This window comes from Saccharopolyspora gloriosae (genome assembly GCF_014203325.1).
Lineage (GTDB): Bacteria > Actinomycetota > Actinomycetes > Mycobacteriales > Pseudonocardiaceae > Saccharopolyspora_C > Saccharopolyspora_C gloriosae.
This window is the reverse complement of record NZ_JACHIV010000001.1, coordinates 1,360,037-1,372,606: the sequence shown is the minus strand read 5'-3', so window position 1 is coordinate 1,372,606 and position 12,570 is coordinate 1,360,037. Positions and strand designations below refer to the sequence as shown.

11 protein-coding genes and 1 pseudogene are annotated in these 12,570 nt (G+C 69.6%); 4 read left to right on the top strand and 8 right to left on the bottom strand.

Features of this window, described 5'->3' with window-relative positions:
• Positions 1-54: 54 nt before the first annotated feature.
• Positions 55-666 carry an aa3-type cytochrome oxidase subunit III gene (gene ctaE / locus BJ969_RS06245; RefSeq protein ID WP_184477894.1) on the bottom strand — a complete coding sequence of 204 codons (612 nt, stop codon included), beginning with the start codon at positions 664-666 and terminating at the stop codon, positions 55-57.
• 178 nt (positions 667-844) lie between these two features.
• Here ctaE and BJ969_RS06240 point away from each other — a divergent pair, with 178 nt between their 5' ends.
• The 3 genes from BJ969_RS06240 to trpD all read left to right on the top strand — a co-directional run bounded on the left by BJ969_RS06240 (position 845) and on the right by trpD (position 2,823).
• Positions 845-1,204, top strand: a complete 360-nt coding sequence (locus BJ969_RS06240; RefSeq protein ID WP_343071690.1) for a hypothetical protein — start codon at positions 845-847, stop codon at positions 1,202-1,204.
• A gap of 149 nt (positions 1,205-1,353) precedes the next feature.
• The gene (locus BJ969_RS06235; protein ID WP_184477893.1) at positions 1,354-1,764 is read left to right on the top strand and encodes a response regulator; all 411 of its coding nucleotides are present in this window, start codon (positions 1,354-1,356) and stop codon (positions 1,762-1,764) included.
• A gap of 27 nt (positions 1,765-1,791) precedes the next feature.
• Positions 1,792-2,823: an anthranilate phosphoribosyltransferase gene (trpD, locus tag BJ969_RS06230; protein WP_184484885.1), complete on the top strand. Its 1,032-nt coding sequence runs from the start codon at positions 1,792-1,794 to the stop codon at positions 2,821-2,823.
• Between the two features lie 15 nt (positions 2,824-2,838).
• Here the strand turns inward: trpD and BJ969_RS06225 are convergent, their stop codons facing one another.
• The 5 genes from BJ969_RS06225 to ctaC form a co-directional block, all read right to left on the bottom strand.
• Positions 2,839-4,425, bottom strand: a complete 1,587-nt coding sequence (locus tag BJ969_RS06225) for an alpha/beta hydrolase (RefSeq protein ID WP_184477892.1) — start codon at positions 4,423-4,425, stop codon at positions 2,839-2,841.
• 147 nt (positions 4,426-4,572) lie between these two features.
• Positions 4,573-4,851, bottom strand: coding sequence for an Lrp/AsnC ligand binding domain-containing protein (locus BJ969_RS06220; protein WP_184477891.1), 279 nt, complete (start codon positions 4,849-4,851; stop codon positions 4,573-4,575).
• A 146-nt stretch (positions 4,852-4,997) separates the two neighbouring features.
• A complete protein-coding gene (locus tag BJ969_RS06215) occupies positions 4,998-6,320 on the bottom strand; it encodes an alpha/beta hydrolase (RefSeq protein ID WP_343071254.1) in 1,323 nt (440 codons plus the stop codon).
• A 409-nt stretch (positions 6,321-6,729) separates the two neighbouring features.
• Positions 6,730-7,128, bottom strand: a complete 399-nt coding sequence (locus BJ969_RS06210; protein ID WP_184477889.1) for a cytochrome c oxidase subunit 4 — start codon at positions 7,126-7,128, stop codon at positions 6,730-6,732.
• 36 nt (positions 7,129-7,164) lie between these two features.
• Complete coding sequence (ctaC, locus tag BJ969_RS06205; RefSeq protein ID WP_184484883.1) at positions 7,165-8,124, bottom strand: aa3-type cytochrome oxidase subunit II; 960 nt, start codon at positions 8,122-8,124, stop codon at positions 7,165-7,167.
• Positions 8,125-8,528: 404 nt separating this feature from the next.
• Here ctaC and asnB point away from each other — a divergent pair, with 404 nt between their 5' ends.
• Positions 8,529-10,457: an asparagine synthase (glutamine-hydrolyzing) gene (gene asnB, locus BJ969_RS06200; RefSeq protein ID WP_184477888.1), complete on the top strand. Its 1,929-nt coding sequence runs from the start codon at positions 8,529-8,531 to the stop codon at positions 10,455-10,457.
• A 357-nt stretch (positions 10,458-10,814) separates the two neighbouring features.
• On the opposite strand, the pseudogene BJ969_RS06195 reads toward asnB, so the two are convergent.
• Positions 10,815-11,354: pseudogene (locus BJ969_RS06195) on the bottom strand (M23 family metallopeptidase); the annotation flags it as partial.
• Between the two features lie 145 nt (positions 11,355-11,499).
• Positions 11,500-12,531 carry a LacI family DNA-binding transcriptional regulator gene (locus BJ969_RS06190; protein ID WP_184477886.1) on the bottom strand — a complete coding sequence of 344 codons (1,032 nt, stop codon included), beginning with the start codon at positions 12,529-12,531 and terminating at the stop codon, positions 11,500-11,502.
• Positions 12,532-12,570 lie beyond the last annotated feature (39 nt).

Genomic DNA, 12,570 nt, shown 5'->3' with positions numbered 1-12,570 from the left:
ACCCTTGCTGTCAGGTTCGGGGTGTTTCGTGGCGGCCCTGGTGAGGCCGGTGGATCACGGAACGAGGTAGATCACGGCGAACAGACCGATCCACACGATGTCGACGAAGTGCCAGTAGTAGGACACGACGATCGCTGCGATGGCCTGCGCCGGGGTGAACTTGCTCAGCTTGGTGCGGATGAGCAGGAACACGAAGGCGATGAGTCCGCCGATGACGTGCAGGCCGTGGAAGCCGGTCGTCATGAAGAACACCGTGCCGAACGCCGACGAGGCGATCGTGGTGTGGTGCGCGGCGACCAGCGTGTAGTACTCGCCTGCCTGACCCAGCACGAAGATCGTGCCCATGATCAGGGTCACCACGTACCAGCGGCGGAGGCCGAACACGTCGCCGCGCTCGGCCGCGAACACACCCCACTGGCAGGTGAACGAGGACGCCACCAGGATCACCGTGAACGGGAGTGCGTAGGCGATGTTCAGCTCGCTGGGCGGCGGTGGCCACGCACCCTCGTTCTGCGCCTTCACCGTGAAGAACATGGCGAAGAGTCCAGCGAAGAACATCAGCTCGCTGGCCAACCAAACGATGGTGCCGACGCTGACCATGTTCGGGCGGTTCAGCGAGTGCACGCGTTGACTGATTGAGGGCGCTGCCGTTGTCACGCGACGCATTATGTCCCGTGCGTTTTCCCCCTGCGCCCTCGGGTCCCGGGCGTGGCGCTTCAGTGATCAGATCGCGACCTGGAGGTAACTCGTTGTGATTAATTTTCGCCGTTTTTTGTCCCATCTGGGGTTAAGGCGTGGCCGGCAGGGGCCCACGGCACCCGACTGGAACGATCCGGCGTTGATCGTGGTGGTCAGCGCGTTCGACGAGACCGAGGCCGCCTCGGCCGTGCTCGCGCGCTCGCCGCAGTGGGCTCCGGAGGACGCCGCGGTGCTGCGCCACCACCTGCTGCTCCCGGCGGAATCGATCAGCAGGGCCGCTGAGCTGCTCGAACAGGACGACTGGCGGCTGCGCCCCGATCCGGGCGACGGCTCCGTCCCGTTCGGCGCGGAGCCCGCCGCCGGTGAGCAGGCGCTGTTCGCGGAGCGTGTGCAGAAACTCGACGCGTTGCATTGCTCACAGGAGAGCTCCCGGATGGCCGGACTCGCGCAGCGGCTGCACGGCAGGGCCGTCGGCTGGGTCGCGCTGCAGAGCGGTCCGGGCTGATCACCGGGGCGCTGATCCGTGGCGGCTACTGCTCACGCCTGTTCAGCCGCTAGCATCCGGAGATCACCGTCATCGAGGGCACCCTCTCGTCGTCGGGCCGAGTCACCACAACGCCGTGAGCCGACCGCCTAGCCAGCGAGGAGCAGCTGATGAGCACATCGACGACCACGATCCTGGTGTTCAGCCACCGGCCCGAAGTTCGCGAATCGATCATCAACGCGATCGGCAGGCGGCCTTCACCGGACCTGGCCAGGGTGACCTACGTCGAGGCGGGCAACGTCGCGGACGTGCTCAGCGAACTCGACGCTGGCCACGCCGACCTGGTGGTGCTCGACGGCGAGGCCCAGCCCACCGGCGGCATGGGCGTCTCGCGGCAGTTGAAGAACGAGATCTCGAACTGCCCGCCGATCGTGCTCACCGTGCGCCGCCGCGACGACCGGTGGCTGGCGACCTGGTCGCAGGCCGACGCGGTGCTCGTGCACCCGCTGGACCCGCTGTCGTCCGCTGAAACCGTCGCAGAACTGCTCCGCACCGCAGTGCCATCCGCGGTGCGGGCCTGAACCACCCGGAGAACAATCGTGGGCACCATGTCGGGCACCTGGCCGAAACTCCTAGGGCACCTCGTCGCGGGCAACGACCTGTCCGCGAGCGACACCGCCTGGGCGATGGACCTGGTGATGACCGGCGCGGCCACTCCGGCGCGCGTCGCCGCGTTCGTCGTGGCGCTGCGCGCGAAGGGCGAGACCGCGGCCGAGGTGCGCGGCATGGCCGACACGATGCTCACCCACTCGCTGCCGCTGGACGTCGGCCGCCGGGCGGTCGACGTCGTCGGCACCGGCGGTGACCGGTCGGGCAGCGTGAACATCTCCACGATGACCGCGATCGTGCTCGCCGCCTGCGGCGCGACCGTCGTCAAGCACGGCAACCGGGCGGCCTCGTCCAAGTGCGGGACCGCGGACGTGCTGGAGACGCTGGGCGTCACGATCGACCTGCCGCCGGAAGGCGTGCGGGCGTGCGTCGACGAGGTCGGCATCGGGTTCTGCTTCGCACCGGTGTTCCACCCGGCGATGAAGTTCGCCGCCGGACCGCGCCGGGAGATCGGCATCCCCACCGCGTTCAACCTCCTGGGCCCGCTGACGAACCCGGCGCGCCCGAGCAGCGGCCTGATCGGCTGCGCGGACAAGCGGATGGCCCCGGTGATGGCGGAGGTGTTCGCGGCGCGCGGCAACTCGGTGCTGCTGGTGGCCGGCGACGACGGCATGGACGAGATCACCACGACCTCGACCACCACGGCCTGGGTCGTCGGTGACGGGCAGGTCCGCCAGGAGTGCATCGTTCCGGAGGACCTCGGCATCCCCCGCACCACCGCGGAAGCCCTGCAGGGCGGCGATGCCGAGGTGAACGCCGAGGTGGTGCGCACGCTGCTGGCGGGTGAGCGGGGCCCGGTGCGGGATGCCGTGGTGCTCAACACCGCAGGTGCCCTCGCCGCCTACGACGGCATCGGCTCGGACCTGACCGCGCAGTTGCGCACCGGGCTGGACAAGGCCGCGCAGGCGCTCGACTCCGGTGCCGCCGCGGACCTGCTGTCCCGCTGGGCCGCGTTCCGCTGGCAGCGGTAGCTCCGCGGTGACCGGTCACGGCGCCGGGTCGAACGGGGCTCGGTCCGGCCGGCAGACGGCGCCCTCGGCGGGCAACGCCCCGGAACCGAAGTAGGCGGTCAGCGCGGCGTCGATGCAGGCGCTCTTCCCTCGGGCGCCGTGCCCGAACGAGTCGAGCGTGAGCAGCCGCGCGTCGGACAGCAGCTCCGACACCTTCTGCGCGTCGTCGTACGGCGTGGACGGATCACCCTGCCGGTTGCCGATGACCAGCACCGGCCCGGCCGTCTCCCGGTCCCACGGGCCCGTGTAGCGGTCCGGATCCGAACCGCCGGGCCAGGTGGCGCATCCCAGCGACAGGTACGTCGAGTAGGCGCCGAAGCCGCGCCCGGCCTCGTCTGCCCGCCTCGCGTAGTCCGACCACACCCACGGGTCACCGGGATTGCTGCTGTCGTTGCACATCACGCTGAGCCCCTGCTCCGGTTTGCGACCCGGTCGTTTGGGCGGTTCGGGCACCTCGACGACGGGCGGTGGTCCGGGCTCGACGCCGGGCAGCGATCGCGCGTGCAGCACCTGCAGGAACTCGCCGAGGTCCGCGGCGGACCCGGCGGTGTGCAGCGCGCTCAGGGTGCCGCGCACCGCGACCTGGTAGGTGATCTCCAGCGGAGTCCCGTCGGGCGCGGTGGCGCTGACCGGCCGCGCGAGCACCCGGTCGAGCAAGGCGTCGTACTTGCCGAGCAGATCGGTGCCGGGTTCCCGGAAGGCGCAGCGCTCATCCGCCGCGCACGCGCCGAGGAACGTGCGCAGCGCCCGTTGAGCGCCCTCCTCGGCGCCCAACCGGTAGCTGAACGGCTGGAACGCTTCTTCCGGGCGGTATCCGGTGGTCCACTCGATCGGGTCGAGCACCGCGTCGATCGCGACCGAGCCGACCCGTTCCGGGAACAGGTTCGCGTACGTCGTGCCCAAGTGGCTGCCGTAGGAGATGCCGTAGTAGTCCAGCCGGTCCTCCCCCACCGCCTGCCGCAGCAGGTCGAGATCCCGAGCGACGTTCGCCGTCGAGGTGTGCCCCGCCAACGGCCCCGCGTTGCGCCCGCACTGCTCGACCGCGCGCGCGGTGTCGGTGACCTGAACCCGTTCCTGCTCCGGGGTGACCGGGAAGGTGTGCTCGTGCTGGAAGCCGTCGGCGGGGTCGGTGAAGCAGCTCAACCCGGTGCTGTCACCGACACCACGCGGATCGAAACCGACGATGTCGAACCGCTCATGCAGCTCAGGAGTCAACGCCGGAGCGATCCGCCCGCTACCGCCCGGACCACCAGGGTTGTAGAAGATCGTCCCGAGCTTCCGCTCCTGATCCACCGCAGGCAACTTCCCCACCGCCAACCGAATCCGCTGCCCCGACGGATCCCGATACGACAACGGCACCTCAGCAGTAGCGCACTCATAACCAGGCGCATCAGCACACGGACTCCAGTTCAGCACCGGGACGTCCGCGCCACCGGTGCGCAGGGTTCCGCTGCTCTGCTCGGCTTCGGACCGCCCGGCGGCGAACGGCAGCAGCGAACCCGCGAGCAGCGCTGCGACGAGCGCGATCGTTCCGCGCGGTGCAACGGCGATGCGTGATGACATGTCCCGGCCAATCCCCCGTGGTATCCGTCGGCCGGAAGGTAGGGCAGGGGATCAGCGCGCCGTCCCTGGAATCAGGGGTACGCGGCGGAAAACCGGCGGGCTCCGCGCAGGTTCACCCGGAGGGGATCACCCGAACGCCGGACGGCCTCATTCCAGGCCGAGGGAGAAGGTGGCCTCGGTGTCCTGGCTGGAGTACGAGCGGAACGCGATGTGGGTGTCGGTGTCGAGCACCCCGGCGACCTTGTTGATCCGGCCCGGGACGATATCCGCGATGTCCTCGTGGTTCGTGACCCGCAGGATCGCGATCAGGTCGACGTCGCCCGCGCACGAGTAGACCTCGGCGACGCCGTCGATGTCGGCGACCTCCTGCGCCGCCTCGGTGAGTCGGTCGGCGACGGTCTGGATGAGCACGATCGCGGTGATCACGAAGAGCCTCCTGGCTGCGGGACTGCGTTGCTCCGGCCCTCGAATCCTAAGCTCCTCGGAACAGGTGCTTCCCGCCAACGCACCGCGACCGCACGGCCCGCCCGACCGGTCGGGTCGAGCGGGCCGCCGCATCACGTCCGGGCTGGTCAGGGCACCGGGTCGAAGGGGCCCCGGTCCGGCTGGCAGATCGTGCCCTCGGCGGGCAGCGCGCCGTCGGCGAAGTACGCGTTCAACGCCCCGTCGATGCAGGCGCTCTCCCCGCGGGCGCCGTGCCCGAACGAGTCGAGCGTGAGCAGCCGCGCGTCGGAGAGCAGCTCGGACACCTTCCGCGCGTCGTCGTACGGCGTGGCCGGATCACCCTGCCGGTTGCCGATGACCAGCACCGGAGCCGAGGTCTCCCGATCCCACGGCCCGGTGTAGCGGTCCGCGTCGGATCCGCCGGGCCAGTTCGCGCAGCCCAGCGACAGGTACGTCCAGTACGAGCCGAAACCGCGCCCGACCTCGTCGGCGCGCCGCGCGTAGTCCGACCACACCCACGGGTTGCCCGGATTGCTGCTGTCGTTGCACATCACGCTGAGCCCCTGCTCAGTTCGCAGGGCGCCCGCCCAGCCTTGCGGAGCAGGCGGTACCGAGACGACCGGCGCCGGTGCGGCAGCGGCACCGGGCAGCGAGAGCTCGTGCAGCTGCTGCAGGAACTCGGCGAGCCGGGGCGAGGTCGAGGCGCCGTAGAGCGCGCCCAACGTGCTGGTCGTGGCCGCCTGGTAGGTGATCTCCAGCGGAGACCCGTCGGGCTGGGTGATCGTGACCGGCTGGGCCAGCAGCCGGTCGAGCAGCGCGTCGTACTTGCCGAGCAGGTCGGTCCCCGGTTCCCGGAAGGCGCACCGCTCATCGGCGGCGCACGCGTCGAGGAACGTGCGCAGCGCCTGCTGGGCACCGCCGTAGCTGCCCAACCGGAAGCTGAACGGGTCGAACGCTTCTTCCGGGCGGTATCCGGTGGTCCACTCGATCGGGTCGAGCACCGCGTCGATCGCGACCGAGCCGACCCGTTCCGGGAACAGGTTCGCGTACACGGTGCCGAGGTGACTGCCGTAGGAGATGCCGTAGTAGTCCAGCCGGTCCTCCCCCACCGCCTGCCGCAGCAGGTCGAGATCCCGAGCGACGTTCGCCGTCGAGGTGTGCTGCAGCAGCGGCCCCGCGTTCCGGGCGCACTGCTCGACTCCACGTGCGGTGTCCTCGACCGTGACCCGTTCCTGCTCGGGAGTCACCGGGAAGGAGCCCACCTCGTGGAAACCGTCACCGGGCTCGGTGAAGCAGCTCAACCCGGTGCTGTCACCGACACCACGCGGATCGAAACCGACGATGTCGAACCGCTCATGCAACTCAGGAGTCAACGCCGGAGCGATCCGCCCGCTACCGCCCGGACCACCAGGGTTGTAGAAGATCGTCCCGAGCTTCCGCTCCTGATCCACCGCAGGCAACTTCCCCACCGCCAACCGAATCCGCTGCCCCGACGGATCCCGATACGACAACGGCACCTCAGCAGTAGCGCACTCATAACCAGGCGCATCAGCACACGGACTCCAGTCGAGAACCGGGGCGGCGGCGCCGTTCGTGCGCAGCGGCTGCGCGGGCGATTCCGGTTCCGCGAGTGCGGCCGGCGCGAGCGAGCCCGCGACCAGCACGGCGGCGAGCACCGCCGTACCGCGCGCTAAAGCAGCTGTACGTGATGACATTCCCCAGTCCTCTCCCCAGAGTTCTCACGGACGAGTGAAAACTAGCGAAGGGGATCACTCGGGCACCACTGAAAGTAATCAATTGGAGCCAAAAATAGGTGAGCCCCCGAACCAGTGGTCCGGGGGCTCACCTAGGTACTGAAGATCACTCGTGGTTCGGTCCGGTGTGGTACTCGAACACCAGGCCCGCGACCGTGATCAGCAGCACGCCGACCGCGATCACGATCATGACCACGTGGAAGAACGCCAGCGCGATACCGGCGAACGCGGCGGCCGCCGCCAGCCCGACGGGCCAGTAGCTGCCGGGGCTGAAGAAGCCCAGCTCGCCCGCGCCGTCGCTGATCTCGGCGTCCGGGTTGTCCTCCGGACGCGGCTCGATGCGCCGCGCGACGAACTGGAAGTAGCTGCCGATCAGCAGCGACAACCCGCCCACCAGGACCAGTGCCGTCGTGCCCACGGGTTCGTACGACCACAAGCCGTAGACGACCGCCGACAGGAAGAAGAAGCCGGTGATCAGGTTGAAGATCTTCGCTTCGACCTTCATGGAGTCCTCACTCTCGCGCCCTGCGTCCTGCCGGGATCAGTTGCCCGCTTGCCGGCCACCGATGGTGGACGGCTCACCGGAGGTTCGGTCGGTGTCGAACGGCACCGAGGTCACCGCCCGCGGCGTGCACAGCTCACCGCAGTTCATCTGGGTCAACGCCTCGGACGCGGTGTAGTACTGCCCGGTGGCCGGGTTGTTCTGCGTCCGCAGCTGCATGTACTGGTCGAACTTGTCCGGCGACAAGGCGCGGACCTCGAAGTTCATCATCGAGTGGTAGGTGCCGCAGAGCTCGGCGCACCGCCCGACGAACGAGCCTTCGCGTTCGATGGTGTTCTCGAAGACGGCGTCCTGGTTGTTCTTGTCCGGGTGCGGGAAGGTGTCCCGCTTGAAGTGGAACTCCGGCACGAAGAACGAGTGGATGACGTCGGTGGAGCTCAAGTTGTACTGGATCGACGAACCGGTCGGCAGCACCAGCAGCGGGATCTCGCTGCTGCTGCCCACGGTCCGCACCGGCTGCCCGTCCGGCGTGCGGTGGTCCGGGTAGTTGAACTCCCAGTTCCACTGGAACGAGACGACGTTGACCTTCTCGTCCGGATTCTCGGACTTCGCCATCACGTAGTTCTGCGTCGTGGCGGTGAAGTAGAACAGCACCACGACCATCACGAACGGCACTGCCGTGTAGATGACTTCCAGCGGCACGTTGTACTGGAACTGCCGGGGCAGCTCCTCGCCCTTCTTGCGGTGGAAGGCGACCGTCCAGAACATCAGGCCCCACACGAGGACGCCGACCGCCAGTGCAGCGATCACCGACCACGTCCACAGCTGACGCATCGACTCGGCCTGCGGGGTGACACCTTGCGGCCAGCCGAACCGCAGGACCTCGTCGGCCGAACAGCCCGTGGCCGCGACCGCGACCAGGCCTACCAGCCCGGCGACTTTGACCAGCCGTGGCACTCGGGTCCCCTCCTTCAGACGTTCCTGCCGCAAGCTCCCCATCCGAAAGCCCACTGCGCGACGCCTCCTCGCTGCGTGTTTCCACCGTCGCCGCGGGTTTTGGACACACTGCGCACCCACCATGCCCCGCGGCCGGAATGCTGCGGGGAGCCTAGCCCAGCAGTAGCCGCGATACGCCTCCGGGGTGGCGAGGTGCGCTGCACATCACCGAGATCGTCCCCGCCCGGAGCGGAGATCCGCCGCCCGCGCGCGTGCGCGGGAGCCCGCTCGCACGCGCCGCGCGGGGAACGATCGACAGCGGTGCCCGGCGACGCGGGCTCCGACTCACCGCGCCTGCACGGTACGGCGGCGGACCCGGCATACTGGGACTCCCGCCCGCCGAGATCCCCGCCGGGGCCGCGGGGCGGAGCCCGACCCATCGCCGATGCGAGAGGTGCCGAGACGCCGTGTGCGGCCTGCTTGGACTTGTCTGTCCCACTGAAGAGAACGCCGGTTTCGCCGTCGACGCCGTGGCCAAAGCGCTGCCCTGCCAACGGCACCGGGGGCCGGACGAGAGCGACACCTGGCACGGCGGTGAGGTCGTCTTCGGCTTCAACCGGCTGTCGATCATCGACCTGGAGCACTCGCACCAGCCGTTGACGTGGGGGCCGCCGGAGAACCCCGGCCGCTACACCATCAACTTCAACGGCGAGATCTACAACTACCTGGAGCTGCGCGCGGAGCTCTCCGAGCACTACGGCGCGAGGTTCCACACCGACGGCGACACCGAGGTGATCGTCGCCGCCTACCACTACCTCGGCACCGCGATGGTCGGCCGGCTCCGCGGCATGTTCGCGTTCCTGATCTGGGACAGCGAGCGCCGCGTCGTGTTCGGCGCGCGCGACCCGTTCGGGATCAAGCCGCTGTTCTACGCCGACGGGCCGGGCGGCGTGGCGTTCGCCAGCGAGAAGAAGAGCCTGCTGAGCCTGGCCACCACGCTGCGCATCGGCGAGGACCTCGACCACAAGGCGCTCCAGCACTACCTGACGCTGCAGTACGTCCCGGAGCCGGAGACGCTGCACCGCCAGATCCGGCGCATCGAGTCCGGCACCTCGTTCACCGTGTCCCCCGGCGGGCGCCTGGTGACCGAGCGGTACTTCGTCCCGAACTTCACCTCGAAGCCGGTGCGCAACGACTCCGACGCCCGGCGGCTGCACGACCAGGTCGTGGACGTCATGCGGGACTCGGTCGCCAAGCACATGCGCGCCGACGTGACCGTGGGCTCCTTCCTGTCCGGCGGCATCGACTCGACGGCGATCGCCTGCCTGGCCAAGGAGCACAACCCGAACCTGATCACCTTCACCACCGGGTTCGAGCGGCAGGGCTACTCCGAGGTGGACGTGGCCGCCGAGTCGGCCGCGGCGATCGGCGTGAAGCACGTGATCCGCACCGTCTCCCCCGAGGAGATGATGGAGACGCTGCCGCTGATCGTCTGGTACCTCGACGACCCGGTGGCGGACCCGGCGCTGGTGCCGCTGTGGTTCATCGCCCGCGAAGCGCGCCAGCACGTCAAGGTGGTGCTCTCCGGCGAAGGCGCCGACGAGCTGTTCGGCGGCTACACGATCTACCGCGAGCCGCTGTCGCTGGCGCCGTTCGAGCGGGTGCCCGGCTCGTTGCGCAAGGCGATGGGCAAGGTCTCCACCGCCATCCCGGACGGGGTGCGCGGCAAGGACCTGCTGCGCCGCGGCGCGCTGTCGCTGGAGGACCGCTACTACGGCAACGCGCGGATCTTCCGCGACGACCAGCTCAAGGCCGTGATGGCGGCCTTCGACCCGGGCGTGTCGCACCGCGACGTCACCGCCGCGCCGTACCGCTCCTCCGAGAGCTGGGACCCGGTGACCCGGATGCAGCACGTGGACCTGTTCACGTGGCTGCGCGGGGACATCCTGGTCAAGGCCGACAAGGTGACGATGGCGAACTCGCTGGAGCTGCGGGTGCCGTTCCTGGACAACGAGGTGTTCCGCGTCGCCAGCGGCATCCCGCTGGACCAGAAGATCACCCCGGAGACCACGAAGTACGCGCTGCGCCAGGCCATGAAGCAGGTCGTGCCCGCGCACGTGCTCAACCGCCGCAAGCTGGGCTTCCCGGTGCCGATCCGGCACTGGCTGCGCGACGAGATGCACGACTGGGCGCGCAACATCATCCAGCAGTCCCAGACGGAGCGGCTGCTGAACAAGACCGCGATCCTGCAGCTGCTGGAAGAGCACCGCTCCGGCGTGCTCGACCACAGCCGCCGGCTGTGGGCGCTGCTGGTGTTCATGATCTGGCACGGCATCTTCGTCGAAGGCCGACTCTCCCCCGAGGTCCCTGAGCCGTACTACCCGGTCAAGCTGTGAAATTCCCCGGTCGGCTTGTGTTGGTGTCCGGGTAGCGGAACCTCAGCGTTCTTCTCGCTGCGGGATCTTTTTCCCGAGTGGCTCCGCCACGAGGGAAAAAGCTGTCCTCGCGAGAAGGACGCTGAGAACCCGCCGGTGGTCGGCTTGCTTGCGTGGGCTATTCGCTTCGCGAATACAGGCACGGCCTTCGGCCGCCAAGCAGGCTTGCTTCGCCGCCCAAGGCACGGCTACGCCGCCGGGCACGGCCTTCGGCCGCGAGGGGTGGTTCTGGTCGGGGGACGGGGTTTCGCTTGAACGAACGGCCGCTTCGCCCCCAGGACGAAGCGGCCGTTCTGCTTTCCTCAGCGAGGTTCTTCAGCAGTTGTTCTTGCTGGTGAAATCGGTGTGGCCGTAGTAGGGGACGTCTTTGCCGTTGAGCGTGACCTTGACGTCGTCGCCGCCGGAACGCTGCTCGAAGTGCAGGTGCGGGCCGGTGACGCCTCCAGTCGCCCCGGCCTCGCCGATCTTCTGCCCCGCCTTGACCTTGTCGCCCTTCGAGGCGCTCTGCACCGACAGGTGCGCGTAGCGGGTGGTCCAACCCGAGCCGTGATCGATCTCGATCCAGCGGCCGTAGCTGGTGTCGCCCTCGTTGCCGACGACGCTGACGGTGCCACCGGCGGAGGCCACCACGGGCATGCCGGTGATGCCGCTGCGCTGGAAGTCGACCGAGTTGGCCGGGCTGTGCCCGCTGAACGTGGCCGCGGTGACGGTGACCCCGCAGCGGAACGGGACCTGGAAGTTCGGCGCGGCCACCGCGGGCGCGGTGCCCGCGAACACGCCGATCCCGGTGAGCGCCGCGGTCGCCGCCGCGGCTCCGAGTCTTGCGCCGAAGGTCGTGCGACGTCGTGCTCCGGTCATGGGAACGCCTCCTCGCTCTGGGCTCCGGCACGCGCCGGAGGCACCTGACAGGGAGATCGATCCGACCACAACGCGTTCGACAAGAACAGACTGATTAGGCCATATTTCAGGTAAATCGTTGACGAAAACTCGCCAACAGCGCCGCTCAGCTCGTGGGCGGCGCGGTGGATTCGCGGGTCACCAGCCGGGGCCGGAACATCCGGGTGCGCCCGCCGAGCCGGTCGGGCAGCTCCGGGGTGAGGCGGTCCAGCAGCTCCGCGACGGCGGCGTCGGCCATCTCCTCGATCGGCTGGGCGATCGTGGTCAGGCTCGGTGCGCAGCAGTCCGCCAGCGGCACGTCGTCGAACCCCACCACCGACAGGTCGTCCGGGAGGCGCAGCCCGCGCCGGCGGGCCTCGCGCAGCGCGCCGAACGCCATCACGTCCGAGGAGCACAGCACCCCGGTCGGCGCCGGACCGTCCAGCAGCGCGGCGCACGCCCGCGCGCCACCCGCGGCGCCGAAGTCGGCGTGCGCGACCAGCTCGGGATCCGGGTCCACCGCCGCTTCCTCCAGCGCCGCGGCCCACCCGGCCCGCTTCAGCCGGGACGGAACCGCGTGCGCGGGCCCGCTGACGAACCCGATCCGGCGGTGCCCGAGATCGAGCAGGTGCCGGGTGGCGAGGTAACCCGCGAGCCGCTCGTCCACCGCGATGTCCGGCACGTCCACGGTCGGCCCGCCGCCGTTGACGAAGACCATCCGCACCCCGTCGTCGAGCAGCGAGCGGTAGCGCCGGTGCGCCCGAGGGCGGTGATCGGTGGCGGCGGCGTGCGAGCTCTCCGGCGACACGAACAGCATTCCTTCGACGCCCCGGGCCAGCAGCATCCGCACGTGCTCTTCCTCGGTCAGCGCCGCTCGCGTGTTGCACAGCAGCACGCCGTAGCCGGCTCGGGCGGCCCGCGCCTCCAGCGCCTCGGCGAACGCCGGGAACACCGGGTTCACCAGCTCCGGCACCAGCAGCCCGATCACCCCGGTGCGGCGGATCGCCGCCGCGCCGCGCGCGGTGTGCGGCATCCGGGCGAGCACGTCGAGCACCCGCTGCCGGGTCTCGTCCTTGATACCGGCCCGCCGGTTCAGCACCCGGCTCACCGTGGACACGCTGACCCCGGCCGCCGCGGCGATGTCGGCCAGCCCGGTCATGCGGTACCTCCGAGGGTCGGCCGCGCGGGGTGCCGACGT